We start from the raw sequence: 19,708 nt of genomic DNA, 5'->3' as shown, positions 1-19,708 counted from the left end.
GGTCCCGCCGGTGACATCCCGGTCGAGCCGCGCGGACCTCGACGACCCTCCGCCGGAGGCCCGCACAGGCGTCCGCGTACAGTGCTCCCAACGCCCGCCCGGAGTAGGAGGAGCCGTGGCCTCAGTGACGAGCGCCGACGTCGCCCGCGCTGCGGGGGTCTCCCGCACGACCGTCAGCTACGTCCTCAACGACACCCCGGGAGCATCGGTCTCCGAGGCGACCCGCGAGCACGTCCGGACGACGGCCGCGCGGCTGGGCTACGCGCCGTCGGCGGCCGCGCGGACGCTGCGACGCGGCCGCAGCGACCTGGTCGTCTGCGTGCTGCCCGACTGGCCGACCGGCCCCGTCGTGGACGCCCTCCTGGACCACCTCACCGACGTGCTCGCCGAGCGGGGCCTGTTCGTGCTCGTCCACCACCACCGCGGCTCGCGGGCGCTGGCGGACCTGTGGCGAGCCGTCACGCCACGCGCCGTCGTCGGCCTCGCCCCGTTCCCCGCCGCGGACGTCCGGGCGATGCGGCAGGCCGGGATCGAGGTCGTGGGCACGGCGGAGTCCGCCGACAGCAGCGCGTTCGACCGCTCCCAGCACGACCTAGCCGTGCTCCAGGTCGACCACCTGGTGACCCGCGGGCACCGCTCCGTGGCCTTCGCCACGACGACGGACGACCGCCTGCGGCGGTTCGGCGCCGCCCGGTTCGCCGGCGTCCGCGACACGTGCGCCGCGCGAGGGCTGCCGGGACCGCCGCAGGTCCCGGTCCGGGCCGACGAGCCGGCCACGGAGGCCGTCCGGTCCTGGCACGCCCAGGGCGTCACCGCCGTGGCCGCGTACAACGACGAGGTGGCGCTCGCCGTGCTCGCCGGTGCACGGGCGGCCGGTCTGATCGTGCCCGACGACCTGGCGGTGGTCGGCGTCGACGACGCTCCGGCCGCCCGGGTCGCGGCACCCGCGCTGACCACGGTGGCCCAGCCCGTCACACCCCAGGCGGAGCATCTCGCGACGAGCGTGCTCGCCGTGCTCGACGGCCACGAGGCGCCGCCCTGGCCGGACGACCCGGCCCGCGTCGTCGTCCGCGCCTCCACGTGACGACGCACGGCCCCGCACCGGGACGCGGGCGGGGCCGTGCGGCAGGGCACGGCGTCGGTCAGGGCGCCGGGTAGTCCACCACGTACTCCGGGGTGCCGGAGGTCTCCGGGGACACGGCGTCGCCCACGCCGTTGACGACGTGCTGGATCGTCCCGGCGCTGAGGTTGACCGTCATGAGGTGGTGCAACCGCACGCCCGGTGCCCGCGGCACCGAGAACCCGTCCTCGGTGACGATCTCCGGGTTGTTCTGGTTGAACACGTACACCCCCGCGCCGAACAGCCGGTGCCGCTCGACGTCGTCGGCGACCTTGTAGCCGGCCCAGCCGAGGGTGCCGTCCGGCTGGGTCCAGTCCGCCTGGGTCGGCGGGTCGTAGGGCAGCTCGTTCTGGTAGAGGACGACGGTGCCGTCCTCGCCGTTCCAGATCGTGTTGTGCTCCTGGAAGTGCTCGACGAAGAGCCCGGTGGCGGTGACCCGGTCGCCGTCGACCACCACGCCGTTGCGGCCAGTGTTGGTGGCCCAGCGCTCGGTGTCCCCGTTGACGCCCGCTGAGCCGTCCGTGGCGAAGCCCTCCACGCCGTGGTCGCCGCGCCACACCCACGTGTGGTCCACCAGCACGTCATGCGAGCTCACCTCGAGGGCGACGTCCGCCTTGCCGACGTGCGGCCCGCCGACCCGGAAGTACACGTCGGACAGCGTGACCGGGTCGGTGGGGTCCGACCGGTGGTTCTTGCCGTGCTTCTTGCCGACCCGCAGCAGCGCCGGGGACTCCTCGGTACCGGCGTCGATGGAGACCCCGGCCACGACGACGCCGGAGGTGTCGGCCACGGTCAGCGGCACGGATCCCTCCACGGCGGTCAGCGTGGCGTGGCCCATGCCCAGCACGACGGTGCCGGCGCGCTTGACGGCGATGCTCCGGTCGACGTCGTAGACGCCGGGCGTGAGCAGCAGGTTCTTGCCGCGGGCCAGCTGGCCGTTGATCCTCGCCACGGAGTCACCTGGCTTCGCGATGTAGAAGTCCGTGATCGGCACCGTCCGGCCGGGAGCGACGCCGTCGGCCCACGAGATGCCGCTGGTCTCGGTCTGCGCGGCGGGGACGCGCACGTGGTAGCGGCCTGCGTCGTCGACGAACAGGTACGGCTTCTCCCGGCTCACCGGCGTCGTGGCGAGCGTGGTGTAGGGCTCCGTCGGGAAATTCTCCTCGGACGGCGCACCCACGACCCCGGCGAAGACCTGGTTCCACACGGCGTTGGACCAGCCACCTCCGAGCTCGCTGTTGCGGGTGAGCCACTGCTGCTGCGAACCGTTGGTGACCTCGGTGTCGAACCGGGAGTCCGCGATGAAGCCGCCGCTGGCGTACTGCGGGCCGGCCGAGCAGTAGTCCATGAGCGACAGCGGGCCGCGCACGTCCAGCCGACGCATCGAGACCGCCTGGGAGACCGCCCAGAAGTTGGTCGTGGCCTCGCAGCCGCCCTGGCCCGCGGTGTTCACGTCGAGCGACAGGTTCGAGATCGTCCGCCAGAAGTTGACCAGCGCGATGCAGTTCGGGTTCGCGGGGTCGTCCGAGAGGCATCGGTTGCGCACCTCGATGGCGCCCTCCACGGTCACGTCGGTCGGTGACGCGCCGAGCCCCGAGACCTCGGTGTAGTACCCGACGCCGAACTGGAGGGGGTCCTCGGCCGAGCCGTAGGTGCCCGGCAGGAAGTAGACGGCGTGCCGGTCGGTACCCATCTCGGCGTCGACCTGCTGCGCGTGCAGGGCGTCCATGGTCGCCTGGATCTCGTCCTGGGGCGTGTGCGGCCCGAAGACCGTCACCTGCGGCCCGAAGTCCGGGTCGGTCGGGTCGACGCGGTCTCGGTCGGGCTGCGCGGCCTGCGCGCCGGGCAGGCCGGCGATGGCGGTCATGAGGGCAGCTCCTGCGGCGACGGTGGGCACGAGCCGGCGGCGCCGCCGTCGTAAGGTCCGTACCCGTGCGTGAGGTGTCGACATGCGTCCTCCTCGTCGAGGTCGCGAGTGACTCGTGTCACCCGTGGTCGCGAGAGTAGCCCTTCCCGGTGAGACGGGACAAGGAGGAGGTCAGGCGTAGGCGCCGCGGACGAGGTCCAGCGCCGCCTGCAGGTCGGCAGGGTACTCGCTGGTCACCTCGACCCGACCACCGGTCAACGGGTGCTCGAACCCGAGCCGCATCGCGTGCAGCCACTGCCGCTCGAGACCGACCTTCGACGCCAGCACCGGATCCGCACCGTAGGTGAGGTCGCCGACGAGCGGGTGTCGCAGCGCCGAGAAGTGCACGCGGATCTGGTGCGTGCGTCCCGTCTCCAGGTGCACCTCCACCAGCGATGCCGCCGGCAGCATCTCGAGGACCTCGTAGTGCGTCACGGACGGCTTGCCCTCTGCCACGACCGCGAACCGGTAGTCGTGGTGGGGGTGCCGGCCGATCGGCGCGTCGATCGTCCCCGTCGTCGGCTCGGGGTGCCCCTGGGCGAGCGCGTGGTAGACCTTGTCGACGGTGCGCTCCTTGAACGCGCGCTTCAGCCCGGTGTAGGCCGCCTCGCTCTTGGCGACGGCCATCAGCCCGGAGGTGCCGACGTCCAGGCGGTGCACGATGCCCTGCCGCTCGGCAGGACCGGAGGTGGACACGCGGTAGCCCGCCGCGGCCAGGGCGCCGACCACCGTGGGCCCCGTCCACCCCGGTGAGGGGTGCGCCGCCACGCCGACCGGCTTGTCGACCACGACGACGTCGTCGTCCTCGTAGGCGATCGCCATGCCCTCGACCGGCTCCGCGACGACCGGAGTCGTCGACGGCGGCTCGGGCACGTCGACCTCCAGCCAGCCACCCGGGGTCACGCGGTCGGACTTGCCGACCTCCCGGCCGTCGAGCCGCACCGCTCCCGCGGCCGCGAGGTCCGCGGCCTGGGTGCGCGAGAACCCCAGCATGCGCCCCAGGGCGACATCGACCCGCTCGCCGGCCAGACCGTCGGGTACCGGCAGGGTGCGCGACGCCATCAGGCGGTGCCCTCGGAGCGTCCGTCCTGGCCGGACGGCTCGGACGTGCTCGGGGCGTCCTTCTCGTCGGCGACGTGGCGACGTCCGTCGAGCCCGATCCCACGGAAGGACAGCACGACGATGAGGGCAGCAGCGGCCACGATCGCGATGTCGGCCACGTTCCCGACGAAGAAGCCGGCGTAGTCGATCATGTCCACCACGTGACCGCGCGCGAACCCGGGATCACGGACGAGCCGGTCGACCAGGTTGCCGAGCGCACCTCCCAGCAGCAGCCCGAGCGCCAGTGCCCAGCCGCGCGAGCCGAGGCGGCGCAGCGCCGCCAGGATGACGACCACGACGGCCACCACCACGATCGTCAGGACCCAGGTGTATCCCGTGGCGAGCGACAATGCGGCGCCCGGGTTGAAGACGAGTCGGAGCTGCAGCAGCTCGCCCAGCAGCGGCACCGGCACACCCGGTGCGAGCGCCATGAGCGCCCACCACTTCGTCAGCTGGTCGATCGCCAGGACCAGCGCGGCCAGTCCGAGCGACCAGATCCCCAGCCGTCGGGCGACCTGCGGACCGGCGGCAGTCGCAGGCACGTCGGAGACGGCTCCGTCGTCCGGACGGTCAGGGGGCAGCTCGGAAGCCGGGTCTGCGCCGGCAGGCGTGGAGGACATCGCGCCCGAGTCTACGGTCAGCGCCGCTCCTCGCGCGCCTTCGCCTCGACCGAGAGCGTGGCCCTCGGGAACGCCTGCAAGCGGGCCTTGCCGATCGGGCTCCCGGTGATCTCGCAGGTGGCATACGTCCCGTTGCGGATCCGGCCGAGCGCGTGGGACGTCTGTGCCAGCAGGTCGCGCAGGTTGTTCACCAGCGTCAGCTCCTGCTCGCGCTCCAGCGCGCTCGAACCGTAGTCGGCCTGGTCGTCCCCGGCGCCGTCGCCGGAGTTGCGCAGCAGGTCGCTCAGCTCGGCGTCCGCGGCGGCCAGCTCGCGGGTGTAGCGCTCACGGTCCTCGAGGAGGAGCAACGCGAGCTCGGAGACCTCCTGGAGCGTCCAGGGGTCTTCCCCGTCGCGGACGGGGAACGTCTTGACGTCCCGCGCCAGGTGCGGGAACTCCTCGCGGATCGTCGCCCGCTGGGAGGTGGAGAGCTTGGCCATTCGCTGCCCTTCCGTTCGTGAGGTCACCGCAGCGTAAGTGCGCGGACCGACCCGCACAACAGCACGCGCCGACGTGGCGTGTCCTGAGATGGGGTCGGTCCGCGCCAGGACCGCTCCGGGGTGTCGCTCAGAGGTCCTGCGGACGACCACCGCCGGCGTTCTGACGCTGCGGCGGCAGTGCCGAGCCGCGTGCGTCGAGGTCGCCGAGCAGGTTCTGCAGGAAGCTCTTGAGGCGGGTGCGGTAGTCCCGCTCGAACAGTCGGAGCTCGTCGATCTTGCGCTCCAGGAGCGAGCGCTCCTGCTCGAGCTGCGAGAGCGTGCGGTGGCTGGTCTCCTCGGCCTCGCGGACGATCCGGCTGCCCTCGGACTTCGCCTCGGAGATCAGGCGGTCGCCCTCCTCCTGGCCCGAGCGCACGTAGTCGTCGTGCAGCTTCTGGGCCAGCTGAAGCATGCCGGTCGCCGACTCCGGCTCCGCGTGCGGCTGCTCGCCGACCGCGGGAGCCGCGGCGGCCACGGCGGCCGCGGCCTGGACCTGCGCCGCGACGTCCGGCTGCTCGGTGGACTGCTGCGCGGCCTCGCTGCGGCTCAGCTCACCCACGCGGCGTTCGGCCGCGGCCAGCTTGGCGCGCAGGTCCTCGTTCTCCTCCTGTACGGACGTGAGAGTGCGGACGACCTCGTCGAGAAAGTCGTCGACCTCTTCGACGTCGTAGCCCTCGCGGAACTTCGTCGCCGAGAACTTCTTGTTGAGGATGTCCTCTGCCGTCAGCAGTGCCATCGTGTCGTCACCTCGTTGCCGTAGCGCGGTCCAGTGCACGGACCCGGAGCGTCCGTGGATGACCACGGTAGCCGACACCCGCTGCGACGGCCCCCCGGGGGGACCGCGCTCACGGTGTCTTCACAGGTCCGGCGATACTTGGTCCCGCGTGTCGCCGGCCCGGTCAGGCACCTCAGAACTGCACCGCGAGCCCACCGGCCACGCGCATGAGGATCGACGTGGCGAAGAAGAGCACGAGGAACGCCAGGTCGAGCCGGATGCTGCCCAGCGTCAGGGGCGGGATGACGCGGCGCAGCGCGCGCAGCGGCGGGTCCGTGACCGTGTACACCGCCTCGGCGAGGATCAGGACGACGCCCCGCGGGCGCCAGTCGCGGGCGAACACCTGGACCCAGTCGAACACGAGCCGGACGATCAGGCAGACGAGGAACAGGAACAGGGCGAAGTAGACGGCGCCGAAGATCACACTCACGAGGGCAACCTACCGGACGCACGACGCGCGACCCGGGGGGCGTTCCCGGGCCGCGCGTCGTGGAGGTCGTCAGCTCTGGTTGTAGAAGGCCCCGGCACGGGGGTCGGGCTTCTCGGCGACCTGCTCCTCGCCGGTGATCTCGACGTGCTCGGGCGAGAGCAGGAAGACCTTGTTCGTCACACGCTCGATCGATCCGTGCAGGCCGAAGATGAGACCCGCCGAGAAGTCGACGAGCCGCTTGGCGTCCGCGTCGTCCATGTCGGACAGGTTCATGATGACCGGCGTACCGCCACGGAAGGCCTCGCCGATGAGCCGGGCGTCGTTGTACGACCGGGGGTGGATGGTGGTGATCCGGCGCAGGTCCCCACCGGCGAACGCGCCCATCGGCGCCCCGTCGCGGTGCAGGGGCGTGACCTCGGCCTGGTAGTCGTCCTCACGCACCGGCTCCAGCTCCTCGTCATACTCGTCGAGGTACTCCCCGTCGGGGCGCTGGTCGTCGGCCAGCCCCAGGTACAGCATCGTCTTGCGAAGCGCTCCGCCCATCGCCCTGCTCCGTTTCGTCGGTAGGTCAGTGACTTGACGGTAACCAGCGCCACGCGGTAGGCGGCGTGCGACACGCCGGGCACACGCCGGACTCAGGCGAGGACGACCACCCCGGCCTGCCTGCCCGTCACCTGTCCGGCGGCTGTCGCCTGCCGGTGCGAGTAGAGGTCGGGGTCGGTGCGGGTGCACCGTTCCAGCCGGGTCGCCGCCACGCCGAGCGCGGCGAGCCGGGCGAGCACCCCGGCGGGCAGGTCCAGCGCCGGGGTCCCGGCGTCGGTGGTCGCCCAGGTCTCGGGGACGACGGCGGCCACCTCGTCGCGCAGCGACTCCGGCACCTCGTAGCACGACCCGCACACGGCCGGCCCGACAGCTGCCCGCAGGTCCTCCGGACGCGCTCCGCGGGCGAACATCGTCTCGACCACGCGATCGACCACGCCGGCGACCACCCCCTGGCGACCGGCGTGCGCCACGCCGGCGACCCGCGCCACCGGGTCGGCGAGGAGCACCGGGACGCAGTCCGCCACCAGCACGCCCAGGCCCAGCCCCGACTCGGCCGTGACCAGCCCGTCCGCCTCGCCGACGGTGAGCGGCGGCGTCAGGGAGTCCCACGCGGCCCGCTCGGGACCACCGAGCACCAGGACGCCGTCCCGGTGCACCTGGGTGGCGAAGGCGACGGGCGCCCCGACCCAGGCCGAGACCTGCTCGCGGTTGCGGCGCACCCGGGCCTCCTCGTCCCCGGTCGACGTCGCGAGGTCGAGCGAGGACCACGGGGCGGGCGAGACGCCGCCGTGCCGCGTGGTGAAGCCGGCCACGACCCCCGGACCGAGGTCCGTGCGCAGCAGCCCGGCCCCGAGGTCCGCGGGCAACAGTGCCTCCTGGGCCCAGGTGGCCGACGACGTCACTTGAGGAAGTCGGGCACGTCGAGCTCCACTTCCGGCCGTGGCCTCTCGGCCACCCGGGGGACCTCGACCGGACGCTCCACGGTCACGCCCTCACCGTTCTCGACCACGGTGAAGGCGGGACGCGCCTGGCCGGAGCCGACCGGCTGAAGGCTCGCCGGGACGTCGTCGGGATCCGCCGGGATGGGCCGGGGGCGGGCGTGCGCCGGCTCCGCGGCAGGTACCGGCGCGGTCGCCGGAGACCCTCCGACCGGCGACGCTCCCGAGGCGGCCGGCGCCGTGCGCGCGCTGTCGCCGGGGTTCGGGACCGTGCCCGCCCCCGCGACCTGACCCAGGGCACGGGAGTCCTCCCGGGCCTTCGGCAGGCCGCCGTCGAACCCGGCAGCGATCACCGTGACACGCACCTCGTCGCCGAGCGCGTCGTCGATCACGGTGCCGAAGATGATGTTCGCCTCCGGGTGCGCCGCCTCCTGGACGAGGCGCGCGGCCTCGTGCACCTCGAACAGGCCGAGGTCGCTGCCGCCCTGGATCGACAGCAGCACGCCGTGCGCGCCGTCGATCGAGGCCTCGAGCAACGGCGAGGAGATCGCCAGCTCCGCGGCCTGGACCGCCCGGTCCTCGCCGCGGGCCGAGCCGATGCCCATCAGCGCCGAGCCCGCGCCCTGCATCACCGACTTGACGTCGGCGAAGTCGAGGTTGATCAGGCCCGGCGTGGTGATGAGGTCGGTGATGCCCTGGACGCCGGAGTGCAGCACCTGGTCCGCCGAGTGGAACGCGGCGATCGCCGAGACGCTCTTGTCGGACATGGACAGGAGCCGGTCGTTGGGGATCACGATGAGCGTGTCCACCTCCTCGCGGAGCGCCTCGATCCCCTGCTCGGCCTGCACCGACCGGCGTCGACCCTCGAAGGTGAACGGCCGCGTCACCACCCCGACCGTCAGCGCGCCCAGCGAACGGGCGATGCGGGCCACGACGGGGGCACCGCCGGTGCCCGTACCACCACCCTCGCCCGCCGTGACGAAGACCATGTCCGCCCCACGCAGGACGTCCTCGATCTCCTCCTCGTGGTCCTCGGCCGCCTTGCGTCCGACCTCGGGGTCGGCACCGGCACCGAGGCCGCGGGTGAGCTCGCGGCCCACGTCGAGCTTGACGTCGGCGTCCGACATCAGCAGTGCCTGCGCGTCCGTGTTGATGGCGATGAACTCGACGCCCTTGAGGCCGACCTCGATCATGCGGTTCACGGCGTTCACGCCGCCACCGCCGATGCCGACCACCTTGATCACTGCCAGGTAGTTCTGCGGAGTTGCCACGTCGTTGCCTCTCGGGTCGTTCCGGGTCCTGACCCCGCCTCCGCCACAACCTTCAGGTTATAGTCGAAGGTGAGCGTTATGTCAGGTTGCTGCTGTGACGACGGTAGGTCGCCCGGACCAGCGCTCGCCGGACGTGGCCCGGCGTGTCGCGAGCGCTCGCACTCACCGGGTGACCGGCAGCTCGGGCGACGACACGTCGATCACCCCGGCGTCCTCGGCGACCTCGCGCAACGTCTGGACGACCTCCACCTTCAGGGCGAGGCTCCCCTGCCCGCCCCAGCGCACGCTCACGCCGTCGCGCAGCACGGTCTCGACGTCGTCCTGGGTCTGGGCGCTGACCTGCTCAACCTCGACCGCCAGCTCCGCCGGCAGCGCGGCGACCACCGCCAGCGCCGCGCGCAGGCTCCCGGCCGACTCGTCGTCGAGCGGGACCGAGACGACAGGCAGACTGTTCGGCGCCGCCTTGCGCGTACCCACGCGGACACCCTCCGCGTCGAGCAGCACGTAGCGGCCACGGTCCGGCACCGCCGCCACCGGTTCACGGGCGGTCAGGACGACGTCGATCCCCCGCGGCCAGGACCGCTGCACCGTCACGTCCTTGACGCCTCGCAGGGCGAGGATCTCGCTCTGCATCGCGGCCGTGTCGACACGCAGCAGCGGTGTGCCGGCCGCAGCCACGACCAGGGCGCGCACCGCGTCCGCGTCCACCGTGCTGCCCTCCCCCGAGACGGTCACCTCACCGCTCTCGAGCGCAAGCAGGTCGGACCAGCCGACGACCCACCCCGCACCACCCACCAGGGCGGCGACGAGCACGACCGCGACCACGGTCCGCCACGAGCGGTGCCGCCGCATCGCCGAGCGCTCCGCGAGCCGGTCGGCCATCGTCGAGGAGACCCGGGCGGGCGACTCGGCGCTCGCCGCGCCCCGCGCCCTCCCCGCGGCGCGCTCGAGCGACCGTCCGGGCGTCCTCGTCGGCCGCTCCGGGCTCGCCACCGAGCCCTCGCTCGACGCAGGAGGCGACGGGCGCTGAGGCGTACGGGGGCGTGGTGGTGGACGCATCACCCCATGGTCGCGCCGTGGGCCCCCTCGCCCGGGCGCGCCACGCCGTGCCGCGCGGCGAGCCGGGCGAGGATCACCCCCCCGAGCTCGGTCACGTCACCAGCGCCGACCGTGAGCAGCAGGTCGCCCGGGCGCGCCAGGTCCGCCGCGACGTGGGCCGCCGCGAGCCGGTCCTCGACCGGCCGCAGGGAGCCTCCCGAGAGCGTGCCGCGGGAGAGGTCGGTGACGGTGCGCGCCGTGACCGTCGGGTCCGGGTCCTCGCGAGCCCGGTACACACCGGTGACGACGACCTCGTCCGCCAGCTCCAACGCCCTCGCGAACCGGTCGGCGAAGGCACGGGTCCGCGAGTACAGGTGCGGCTGGAAGAGCACGACGACCCGGCCGTCCCCGGCCACAGGACGGGCCGCACGCAGCAGCGCCTCGACCTCCGTGGGGTGATGGTCGTAGCTGTCGAAGACACGCACGCCGTCGGCTTCACCCTTGGGCTCGAAACGACGTCCCGTCCCCACGAAGCTCGAGGCACCGCGCACGGCGTCGGCCGCCGGCACCCCGAGGAGCACGGCGACGACGACGGCGGCCGTGGCGTTCAGCACGTTGTGCGCCCCGGGCACGGCGAGGTCGAGCACGTGGCGTGTCGCCCCGAGCGGTCCCCCGCCCACCGTGGCTCGCACCGTCCCCGCGCCGACCACCACGTCGCCCACGACGACGTCGGCGTCGTCGGTCGTGCCGTAGGTCGTCACCCGCCGGCCACCCTCCCGGTGCCTGGCCGCGAGCTCCGCCGATCCGGGGTCGTCGGCGCACGCCACGAGCCAGCCGTCCGGGGTGATCCGGGCCGCGAAGTCGACGAACGCCTGCTCGAACGCCTCCTGCGAGCCGTAGTGGTCGAGGTGGTCGGCCTCCACGTTCGTCACCACGGCGACGGTCGGTGCGTAGTTGAGGAAGGAGCCGTCGGACTCGTCGGCCTCCGCCACGAGCACGTCGGACGCCCCCGCGTGGCCGCCGGGCACCGCGTGCTCGCCGTCGGAGTCGCGGACCCGCACCGTGCCGCCGATCGCGAACGACGGGTCGAGCCCACCGGCGCGCAGGACGGTCGCCACCATCGCCGACGTGGTGGTCTTGCCGTGCGCACCGGCCACCGCGACGGCCCGCTGGCCGGCCATCAGCGAGGCCAACGCCTCGGAGCGGTGCAGGACCCGCAGCCCGGCCGCCCGTGCGGCCGCCAGCTCGGGGTTGGTCTCGCGCACCGCGGAGGAGACGACGAGGGTGTCGACGTGAGGCGTCCCCGCCGCGTCCACCACGTGCTCCGCGTCGTGGCCCACCCACACCCGCACGCCGTCGGCCCGCAGCGCCGCGAGCGCAGGGCTCTCGGCCGCGTCGGAACCCTGCACGTCGAGGCCGCGTGCCACGAGCAGCCGGGCGACCACGGAGACACCCGCCCCGCCGATGCCCACGAGGTGCACCCTGCCGAGGGCGTCCACCGGCACCGGCGCACGCCGCTGGGGTGCCGGGCTCATCGCGTCGCTCCGGCCACGGCGTGGGCGACGAGATCCGCCATCCGGGCCGCGGCGTCCCGCACGCCGACCGAGCCGGCCGCCGCCGCCATCGCCTCGAGCCGCCCCCGGTCACCCAGGAGGCCCGGCACGTGGCCCGCGACCCAGGCCGCGTCGAACTGAGCGTCGTCCACCAGCCGCCCACCGCCCGCCTCTACGACGTCGGCCGCATTGAGCCGCTGCTCACCGTTGCCGATCGGCAGCGGGACGTAGACGGCAGGCAGGCCGAGCGCGGTGAGCTCGCACACGGTCCCGGCGCCGGACCGCGCCACGACCAGGTCGCACGCCGCGAGCGCCAGGTGCATCTCGGAGAGGTACTCGCGCACCTGGTAGCGCGCCGCCTCGTGACCGCCGGCGGCGACCGCCCGGTCGACGACGTCCCGCACCGCGGCATCCTTGCCACGGCCGGTCAGGTGCAGGACCTGCACACCGGCACCGAGCAGGGCCTCGGCGGACCCGGCGACGGCCTCGTTGACCCGGACGGCCCCCGACGACCCGCCGGTGACCAGGAGCGTCGGCAGCGTCGGGTCGAGCCCGAGGACGTCCGCCGCGCGCAGCCGCGCGGCCACGGCGTCCTGCTCGCGCTCGTCGACCAGTGCGGCGATCTCGGCCCGCAGCGGGAGCCCGACGCGGGTCGCGCCCGGCAGCGCGGTCTCGGCGAAGGTCGTCCCGACAGCGGCCGCCCAGCGTGCACCCAGGCGGTTGGCCAGCCCCGGCCTCGCGTTCTGCTCATGGATGACCACGGGCACGCCGCGACGGCGGGCCGCGAGATAGGCGGGGGTCGAGACGTAGCCACCGAACCCGACGACGGCCTGCGCCCCGATCTCGTCGATGGCTGCCTCGGCGGCCCGGACGGCGGAGCCCAGCCGCCCCGGCAGGCGCAGCAGGTCGACGCTGGGGCGACGCGGCAGCGGGACACGAGGGATCTCGCGCAGCTCGTAGCCGCGGGCCGGGACGAGGTCGGCCTCGAGGCCGGCCGCGGTGCCCAGGACGAGGAACGACGCCTCGGGCTCGCGGGCCCGCAGCTCGTCCGCGACAGCCAGCAAGGGGTTGACGTGGCCGGCGGTCCCGCCGCCGGCCAGCACGACGGATCGCACTGAGGAGGAATTCACATGCCGGACACTACCGGCCCGCGCGGCGACCGAGCCCGAGCACCGTCAGCGAGCGCCGCACCACCCCGCCCCGGGCGGCGAAGGCCTCGGGCGCACCCGGTTCCGACCGCGCGAACCCGATCACCATGCCGAGCGCGGCCATGGTGGTGACCAGGGCGGAACCGCCCGCGGAGACCAGCGGCAGCGGTACCCCGATCACGGGGAGCAACCCGATGACGACGCCGATGTTGAGCAGCGCCTGGCCCACGACCCAGCAGGCGACCCCGGCCGTGGCGATCTTCACGAACGGATCAGGGTGCCGGCGCACGACGCGCGCCATCGCCACGCCGAGGACGGCGAAGAGGGCCAGCACCAGCAGCGTGCCGAGCAGCCCGAGCTCCTCACCGATGATCGCGAAGATGAAGTCGTTGTGCGCCTCGGGCAGGTACCGCCACTTCTCCCGGCTCGCGCCGAGCCCGACCCCGAAGAGGCCACCCGTGCCGAGCCCGTACTGGCCGTGCAGCGACTGGTAGCAGGCCCCCTGGGTGTCCGTGCAGCCGCCGTAGGTCGTCATGATGCGACCGACGCGGTTCTCGTTGCCGACCACGAAGAACGCCACCACGACGAACCCGGCGGCTGCGCCGCCGAGAGCCAGCATCTTGGACGGCGCTCCCGAGACCCACAGGGCACCGGCCACGAGGCCCGCCAGCACCAGCACGGTACCCAGGTCGTGGCCGGCCAGGACCAGACCGAGCAGCACGATCGCGCCAGGTACGGCCGGGAGGAACGCGTGCCCCCACGAACCCAGCAGGTGCTGCTTGCGGCCGAGCACGGCACCGAGCCACACCGCCAGCGCCAGCTTGCTGACCTCGGCGGGCTGCATGACGACACCGCCACCCAGGTGGACCCAGCCCACGTTGCCGCCCTGGCCGAGGCCGAAGGCCGGCACCAGCGTCAGGGACTGCAGGCCGGCGGCGACGACGAGGCCCGGCCAGGCGAGCCGCTTGTACCAGCGCACCGGCAGGCGCATGGCCACCACCATGAACGGGATGCCGATCAACGCGAAGCGTGCCTGCACCAGACCAGCGGCGTACGGCGAGTCCCCGGCGGCGATGGAGGTGACGGTCGTGCTCGACAGCACCATGACCAGCCCGATGACCAGCAGCAGCCCCGTCGCACCGACGAGCAGGTAGTAGCTCGTGGCGGCGGAGTTCCACTGCCCGAGCCACGGCCGGTCCGTGGCTCGTCGCACCCCCGAGGTGACCGCCATCCTGCTCCCTACGCCAGGCCCTGCACCGCGGCGGTGAAGGCGTCACCCCGTTCGGCGTAGGACGAGAACTGGTCCATGGACGCCCCCGCCGGAGCCAGCAGCACGGTGTCGCCGGGGACGGCGAGCGCCCGCGCGGCCTCCACCGCCCGGAGCATCACCGTGCCAGTGTCGCCGGGATCGATCACCACGAGCGGGATCTCGGGTGCGTGTCGGGCCAGTGCGTCGGTCCACGGGGTCGGGTCCGTCCCGATGACGACGGCGGCGCGCAGCCGGTCGGCGCGGCTCGCGACCAGGTCGTCGAAGGAGGCTCCCTTGGCCAGTCCTCCCGCGACCCACACGGCGGTCCCGGCCGCGCACGCGGCCAGGGCCGCTGCGGCGGCGTGGGCGTTGGTGGCCTTCGAGTCGTCGACGTAGGCGACGCCGTCGAGCGTGCGCACGGCGGCAGCACGGTGCGCATCCGGACGGAAGGCCCGCAGACCGTCCCGCACGGCACGCGCCTCGACCCCGTGGGCACGGGCGAGCGCCGCGGCGGCGAGGGCGTCCGCCACGACGTGCGGCGGCGCGCCGGCCGACCCCAGGTGGGCCAGGTCGTCCAGGGTACCCAGCTCTGCAGCGGTCCGCAGCCTGTCGCGGGCGTCGACGGGCGCGTGGAAGGCGCGGTCGACCAGGACGCCCTCGACGACGCCGAGCTGTCCCGGGCCGGGCGCGCCCAGGGTGAAGCCGACGGCGCGGGCCCCTTCGGCGACGTCGGCGTCCCGCACCAGCTGCTCGGTGCGGGGGTCGGCCACGTTGTAGACGCAGGCCACCTGCGCCCCCCGGTACACGCGGCCCTTGGCCGCGGCGTACGCGTCCAGCGATCCGTGCCAGTCGAGGTGGTCCGCCGCCACGTTGAGCACGGCGCCGGCCTCGACCGACATCGAGACGGTGTGGTGCAGCTGGAAGCTGGAGAGCTCGACGGCGAGCACGTCGAGGCTCGCGTCCTGCGCCGCGGCCAGCACGGGCGTCCCCACGTTGCCCACCGCGGCGGTGCGCAGCCCAGCGGCGACGAGGATCGAGGACAGCATCTGGACTGTGGTGGTCTTGCCGTTCGTGCCGGTCACCGCCAGCCAGGGCGCCCCGGCACGCAGCCGCCAGGCGAGCTCGACCTCGCTCCAGACGGGCACGCCCGCAGCGCGGGCCGTCGCGAGCAGGGGCGCCGACGGCGGCCACCCCGGGGAGACCACCACGAGGTCCGTCGCGGCCAGGAGCCGGGCCGCGACGGAGACGTCGGACGCATCCGGCCCGGAGATGTCGGCGTCGGCGGCCCGTGCGTCCACCGTCACCACCGATGCGGCACGGCCGACCAGCGCTGCCACGACGGCGCGGCCCGTCACACCCAGCCCGGCCACCACCACGCGGGCGCCGTCCGCCGACCGGAGGACGGGCTCGTTCAACTGACGACCCACTCGGCGTAGAACACACCCATCCCGAGGGCCGCGAAGAACCCTGCGATGAGCCAGAAGCGGATGACGATCGTCACCTCGCCCCACCCGGACAGCTCGAAGTGATGGTGCAGCGGTGCCATCTTGAACACGCGCTTGCCCGTCAGCTTGAACGAGCCGATCTGGATGATGTCGCTCATCACGATGATGACGAACAGGCCACCGATGATCGCCGCGAGGATCTCCGTGCGGCTCAGGATCGACAGCCCGGCGAGCGCCCCGCCCAGGGCGAGCGAGCCGGTGTCGCCCATGAAGATCTTCGCGGGGCTCGCGTTCCACCACAGGAAGCCGACACAGGCTCCCATGATCGCGGCGGCGACGATCGCCAGGTCCTGAGGGTCGCGCACCTCGTAGCAGCCCGGCCCGGCAGCAGCGGCCCGCTGGCACGACTGGTTGAGCTGCCAGATGCCGACCAGCACGTAGGCACCGAAGACGATGAGCGACGAGCCCGTGGCCAGCCCGTCGAGGCCGTCGGTGAGGTTCACGGCGTTCGACCAGGCCGTGATGAGGAAGTTCGCCCAGATCACGAAGAGGATCAGGCCCACCGTCGCACCGGCGAAGGCAAGGTCCAGGTTCGTGTCGCGCAGGAACGAGATTCGCGTCGAGGCAGGTGTCCTGGAGTTCGCGTTGGGGAACTGCAGGGCCAGCACCGCGAACGAGATGCCCACGAACCCCTGGCCGGCGATCTTGGCGCGCGCCGTCAGCCCGAGCGACCGCTGCTTGCGGATCTTGGTGAAGTCGTCCAGGAAGCCGACGAGCCCGAGGCCCGTCATGAGGTAGAGCGCCAGCAGCGCCGACGCGCTGGGTGGCCGGCCGGCGAGGATCATCGACGCCGCCACACCGACGAGGGTGGCACCGATGATGACCACGCCGCCCATGGTGGGCGTGCCGCGCTTGGTGAAGTGGGCCGTCGGGCCGTCCTGGCGGACGAACTGACCGTAGTTGCGCCGCACCAGGAACTTGATGAACAGGGGTGTGCCGAGCAGCGCGACCAGCAACGAGACGCCGGCGGCTGCGAGGACCGCGATCACGCGTCGGCCTCCACGAGCTGGTCGGCGAGACGCCACAGGCCGGAGCCCTGGGACGCCTTGACGAGGACGACGTCACCCTCGGTCAGCTCGGCGGCGAGCACCTCTCGTGCGGCCTCAAGATCGGGCACGAACACCGACTCCTCTCCCCAGGAGCCCTCCTGCTGGGCCCCCTCGTGGACGTGGTACGCCCCCTCACCGACGACGACGAGGCGCTTGACGTTGAGCCGGACCGCGAGCCGCCCGATCGCATCGTGCTCGACGCGCGCGACGTCGCCGAGTTCGCGCATCTCACCGACGACGGCGACCGACCGGCGGGTGCGACCCGCCATCACCGCCAGCGTACGCAACGCCGCTCGCATCGAGTCGGGGTTCGCGTTGTACGAGTCGTCGACGATCGTCACGCCGTCGGCGCGCTCGGTCACCGCCATGCGGTGCGGGCTCAAGGGCGTGGCCGCCGAGAGCCGCGACGCGACGGCCTCGAGCGTCACACCGAGCTCGAGGGCCGCCGCCGCGGCGGCCAGGGCGTTGGTGACGTGGTGGGCGCCGACGAGACGCAGCGCGACCTGGGCGGATCCCTCGGCGGTGGCGAGCGCGAAGCGGGCGCGTCCTCCGTCCACGGTGACCTCCCGTGCCCGGACGCCCGCGGCGGGGATCGTCCCGAAGGTGACCACGTCGGTGGACGGGCCGGCCCGGTCCGCCATCGTCGCGACGCGGGAGTCGTCGACGTTGAGCACGACCGTGCCGCCAGGACGCACCCCCTCGACCATCTCGCCCTTGGTGCGGGCGATCGTCTCGACGTCGCCGAACCGCCCCAGGTGCGCCGTGCCGACCGCGAGGACGATGCCGACGTCGGGGGGTGCGACCCGGGTCAGCTCGGCGATGTTGCCCGGTCCGTCGGCGCCCATCTCCAGGACCAGCACGCGCGTGGCGGGCGTGGCCCGCAGGACCGTGAGCGGCAGGCCGATCTCGTTGTTGAAGGACCCGGCGGGCACCACGATCGCCTCGGGCCCGACCTCCGGCTCGAGGAGCTGCCCGAGCAGGTCCTTGGTCGTCGTCTTGCCGACCGAACCCGTCACGGCGACGACCCGCACCTCACCGGCGGCGCGCAACCGCTCCAGCACGACCCGGCCGAGCTCGCCCAGAGCGACCTGAGCATCCTCCACGACCACGCACGGCACCCCGTCGACCGGCCGGGTGGCCAGCACCAGGGCAGCGCCGGCCTCGACGGCGGCGGCAGCGAAGTCGTGACCGTCGACACGGTCGCCCGCGACCGCCACGAACAGCGCCCCCGGCGACACGAGGCGCGAGTCGACGACCACGGGCCCGGTCACGGGCGTCCCGGCGTCGGCCCGCAGCGTCCCGGACGTCGCGGCGGCGACCTCGGCGGCGGTGAGCTCGATCATGCGGATGGGGTCCTCTCTGCACGGGCACGCAGGGCGTTGCGTGCCTCGACACGGTCGTCCAGGACGACGTCGACGCCCCGGACCTCCTGGATGGTCTCGTGGCCGCGCCCGGCGACCAGCACGGTGTCGGCCGGGCCGGCCTCCAGCACGGCACGGCGGATGGCGTCGTCGCGCGGTGCGACCTCGTGCACGGCCACGTCCCGTCCCGCCGTGCGGGCGGTCGCACGGGCGGCCTGCGCCCCCGCGAGCACCTCGGCACGAACCTTGGCGGCGTCCTCGTCGTGCGGGTCGTCGTCCGTCAGCACGACGACGTCGGCGCCCGCCACGGCCGCGGCGCCCATCGCCGGCCGCTTGCCGGGGTCACGGTCCCCGGTGGCACCGAACACCACGACGAGGCGACCCGCCGTCGTCGGACGCAACGCTGCCAGCGCGAGCTCGAGGGCGTCGGTGTTGTGCGCGAAGTCGACGATCACCCGCGGATGCCCGTCGCCGCCCGTCCCGACCACCTCCATGCGGCCCGGCACCCGCGCGGAGAGCCCGTCCGCGGCGGCGAGCGCCGTCTCGACGTCCTCCAGGGCCGCGCCGGAGGCCAGCACCATGACGACGGCGAGCGCTGCGTTCGCCACGTTGAACCCGCCGGGGAGCGAGGTGGAGGTCCGCAGCACGCGACCGTCGACGTGCCTCAGCGTGAAGGCTGACCCCGTCCCGTGCGGGGTGACGTCGGACACGGTCCAGTCGGCCGCCGGCACGTCGCCCTGTGCCGGCAGGGTGCGCACGGTCTCGACCGGCACGCTGGCGGTCGCCGCCATGCGCTCCCCCCAGGCGTCGTCCACGACGACGACACCGCGGCGCGACCGTTCGGGGGTGAACAGCTCGGCCTTCGCCGCGAAGTACGTCGGCAGGTCCCCGTGGAAGTCCAGGTGGTCCTGGCTGAGGTTGGTGAACCCGGCCACGTCGTAGACGATGCCGTCCACCCGTCGCATCGTGACCGCGTGCGAGGAGACCTCCATGGTCAGAGCGTCGACGCCGACCTCCCGCATGGTGGCCAGCAGCGCCTGCAGGTCGGCGGCCTCGGGGGTCGTCAGACGGCTGGGCAGCACCTGGTCGCCGGCACGCGTCTCCACGGTGCCGACGAGCCCGCCGCGGTGCCCGAGGGCGCGCAGCAGATGGTCCACCTGGTATGTCGTCGTCGTCTTGCCGTTGGTCCCGGTCACGCCGAACGTCGTCAGGTGGTCGGCCGGCTCGCCGTGCACCCAGGCCGCGACGGGCCCCAGCACCGTGCGCGGGTCGTCCGCGACCAGCACCGGCACCTCGAGGTCCGTCAGCACGGCGGCACCAGCGGCGTCGGTGAGCACGGCCGGTGCACCGCGCCGGACGGCGTCGCCCGCGAAGGCCGCACCGTGGCTGCGGGCACCGGGCAGGGCGACGAACAGGTCGCCGGGGACCACTGACCGGTTGTCGCTGGCGACGGCCGTCACGACGACGTCGGCCGGCTGCACCGGCGTCGCGACGGTGAGACCGAACACCACGGAAAGGTCGGCCAACCGACGCGGGACGGGATCCGCGGGACGGAGACGAGCGGTCGGGGATGTCACGGGGTA

18 protein-coding genes are annotated in these 19,708 nt (G+C 73.5%); 1 reads left to right on the top strand and 17 read right to left on the bottom strand.

Translation table 11 applies throughout. The annotated features are described in order from the left end of the window. Positions 1-115: 115 nt before the first annotated feature. Entirely contained in the window at positions 116-1,084 is a 969-nt protein-coding gene (locus PZC42_RS22610) for a LacI family DNA-binding transcriptional regulator (protein WP_277212819.1), read from the top strand. Positions 1,085-1,142: 58 nt separating this feature from the next. Here the strand turns inward: PZC42_RS22610 and PZC42_RS17180 are convergent, their stop codons facing one another. The 17 genes from PZC42_RS17180 to PZC42_RS17100 form a co-directional block, all read right to left on the bottom strand. Further along, positions 1,143-3,071, bottom strand: a complete 1,929-nt coding sequence (locus PZC42_RS17180; protein ID WP_277212818.1) for a pectate lyase-like domain-containing protein — start codon at positions 3,069-3,071, stop codon at positions 1,143-1,145. An 87-nt stretch (positions 3,072-3,158) separates the two neighbouring features. Continuing rightward, the gene (locus PZC42_RS17175; RefSeq protein WP_277212817.1) at positions 3,159-4,088 is read right to left on the bottom strand and encodes an RluA family pseudouridine synthase; all 930 of its coding nucleotides are present in this window, start codon (positions 4,086-4,088) and stop codon (positions 3,159-3,161) included. Then, positions 4,088-4,747, bottom strand: a complete 660-nt coding sequence (lspA, locus tag PZC42_RS17170; protein WP_277212816.1) for a signal peptidase II — start codon at positions 4,745-4,747, stop codon at positions 4,088-4,090. The genes PZC42_RS17175 and lspA overlap by 1 nt, the downstream gene beginning before the upstream one ends. 17 nt (positions 4,748-4,764) lie before the next feature. Then, positions 4,765-5,226: a TraR/DksA family transcriptional regulator gene (locus PZC42_RS17165; protein ID WP_277212815.1), complete on the bottom strand. Its 462-nt coding sequence runs from the start codon at positions 5,224-5,226 to the stop codon at positions 4,765-4,767. Between the two features lie 127 nt (positions 5,227-5,353). After that, positions 5,354-6,001: a DivIVA domain-containing protein gene (locus PZC42_RS17160; RefSeq protein WP_277212814.1), complete on the bottom strand. Its 648-nt coding sequence runs from the start codon at positions 5,999-6,001 to the stop codon at positions 5,354-5,356. A gap of 172 nt (positions 6,002-6,173) precedes the next feature. Continuing rightward, positions 6,174-6,470, bottom strand: a complete 297-nt coding sequence (locus PZC42_RS17155; RefSeq protein ID WP_277212813.1) for a YggT family protein — start codon at positions 6,468-6,470, stop codon at positions 6,174-6,176. 69 nt (positions 6,471-6,539) lie between these two features. After that, positions 6,540-7,013, bottom strand: a complete 474-nt coding sequence (locus PZC42_RS17150; protein ID WP_277212812.1) for a cell division protein SepF — start codon at positions 7,011-7,013, stop codon at positions 6,540-6,542. 92 nt (positions 7,014-7,105) lie between these two features. After that, positions 7,106-7,915, bottom strand: a complete 810-nt coding sequence (gene pgeF / locus PZC42_RS17145; protein ID WP_277212811.1) for a peptidoglycan editing factor PgeF — start codon at positions 7,913-7,915, stop codon at positions 7,106-7,108. Beyond that, on the bottom strand, positions 7,912-9,222 hold the full coding sequence (gene ftsZ / locus PZC42_RS17140; RefSeq protein ID WP_277212810.1) for a cell division protein FtsZ: 1,311 nt from the start codon (positions 9,220-9,222) through the stop codon (positions 7,912-7,914). The genes pgeF and ftsZ overlap by 4 nt, the downstream gene beginning before the upstream one ends. 162 nt (positions 9,223-9,384) lie before the next feature. Then, positions 9,385-10,215 (bottom strand): cell division protein FtsQ/DivIB, encoded by an 831-nt coding sequence (locus PZC42_RS17135; protein WP_277212809.1) that lies wholly within the window; start codon positions 10,213-10,215, stop codon positions 9,385-9,387. A gap of 65 nt (positions 10,216-10,280) precedes the next feature. After that, a complete protein-coding gene (gene murC, locus PZC42_RS17130) occupies positions 10,281-11,795 on the bottom strand; it encodes a UDP-N-acetylmuramate--L-alanine ligase (protein ID WP_277212808.1) in 1,515 nt (504 codons plus the stop codon). Continuing rightward, positions 11,792-12,943: an undecaprenyldiphospho-muramoylpentapeptide beta-N-acetylglucosaminyltransferase gene (gene murG / locus PZC42_RS17125; RefSeq protein ID WP_277212807.1), complete on the bottom strand. Its 1,152-nt coding sequence runs from the start codon at positions 12,941-12,943 to the stop codon at positions 11,792-11,794. Before murG ends, murC begins: the two co-directional genes overlap by 4 nt. A 10-nt stretch (positions 12,944-12,953) precedes the next feature. Further along, on the bottom strand, positions 12,954-14,192 hold the full coding sequence (locus PZC42_RS17120; protein WP_277212806.1) for a peptidoglycan glycosyltransferase FtsW: 1,239 nt from the start codon (positions 14,190-14,192) through the stop codon (positions 12,954-12,956). Between the two features lie 8 nt (positions 14,193-14,200). Then, entirely contained in the window at positions 14,201-15,625 is a 1,425-nt protein-coding gene (gene murD / locus PZC42_RS17115) for a UDP-N-acetylmuramoyl-L-alanine--D-glutamate ligase (protein ID WP_277212805.1), read from the bottom strand. Next, positions 15,622-16,704: a phospho-N-acetylmuramoyl-pentapeptide-transferase gene (gene mraY, locus PZC42_RS17110; RefSeq protein ID WP_277212804.1), complete on the bottom strand. Its 1,083-nt coding sequence runs from the start codon at positions 16,702-16,704 to the stop codon at positions 15,622-15,624. The genes murD and mraY overlap by 4 nt, the downstream gene beginning before the upstream one ends. Beyond that, entirely contained in the window at positions 16,701-18,107 is a 1,407-nt protein-coding gene (locus tag PZC42_RS17105) for a UDP-N-acetylmuramoyl-tripeptide--D-alanyl-D-alanine ligase (protein ID WP_277212803.1), read from the bottom strand. The genes mraY and PZC42_RS17105 overlap by 4 nt, the downstream gene beginning before the upstream one ends. Further along, complete coding sequence (locus PZC42_RS17100; protein ID WP_277212802.1) at positions 18,104-19,702, bottom strand: UDP-N-acetylmuramoyl-L-alanyl-D-glutamate--2,6-diaminopimelate ligase; 1,599 nt, start codon at positions 19,700-19,702, stop codon at positions 18,104-18,106. The genes PZC42_RS17105 and PZC42_RS17100 overlap by 4 nt, the downstream gene beginning before the upstream one ends. Positions 19,703-19,708 lie beyond the last annotated feature (6 nt).

Origin of the sequence: Isoptericola croceus, from assembly GCF_029382255.1 — a bacterium.
GTDB classification, from domain to species: Bacteria; Actinomycetota; Actinomycetes; order Actinomycetales; family Cellulomonadaceae; genus Isoptericola; species Isoptericola croceus.
This window is presented reverse-complemented; position numbering and strand designations above follow the sequence as displayed.

What these genes read in the sequence shown, in the direction of transcription:
- PZC42_RS17165 (WP_277212815.1), bottom strand. Translation starts at nt 5,226, where the DNA reads ATGGCCAAGCTCTCCACCTCCCAGCGGGCGACGATCCGCGAGGAGTTC.
- PZC42_RS17175 (WP_277212817.1), bottom strand. Translation starts at nt 4,088, where the DNA reads ATGGCGTCGCGCACCCTGCCGGTACCCGACGGTCTGGCCGGCGAGCGG.
- PZC42_RS17150 (WP_277212812.1), bottom strand. Translation starts at nt 7,013, where the DNA reads ATGGGCGGAGCGCTTCGCAAGACGATGCTGTACCTGGGGCTGGCCGAC.
- PZC42_RS17180 (WP_277212818.1), bottom strand. Translation starts at nt 3,071, where the DNA reads ATGTCGACACCTCACGCACGGGTACGGACCTTACGACGGCGGCGCCGC.
- murC (WP_277212808.1), bottom strand. Translation starts at nt 11,795, where the DNA reads ATGAGCCCGGCACCCCAGCGGCGTGCGCCGGTGCCGGTGGACGCCCTC.
- PZC42_RS17105 (WP_277212803.1), bottom strand. Translation starts at nt 18,107, where the DNA reads ATGATCGAGCTCACCGCCGCCGAGGTCGCCGCCGCGACGTCCGGGACG.
- PZC42_RS17160 (WP_277212814.1), bottom strand. Translation starts at nt 6,001, where the DNA reads ATGGCACTGCTGACGGCAGAGGACATCCTCAACAAGAAGTTCTCGGCG.
- lspA (WP_277212816.1), bottom strand. Translation starts at nt 4,747, where the DNA reads ATGTCCTCCACGCCTGCCGGCGCAGACCCGGCTTCCGAGCTGCCCCCT.
- PZC42_RS17120 (WP_277212806.1), bottom strand. Translation starts at nt 14,192, where the DNA reads ATGGCGGTCACCTCGGGGGTGCGACGAGCCACGGACCGGCCGTGGCTC.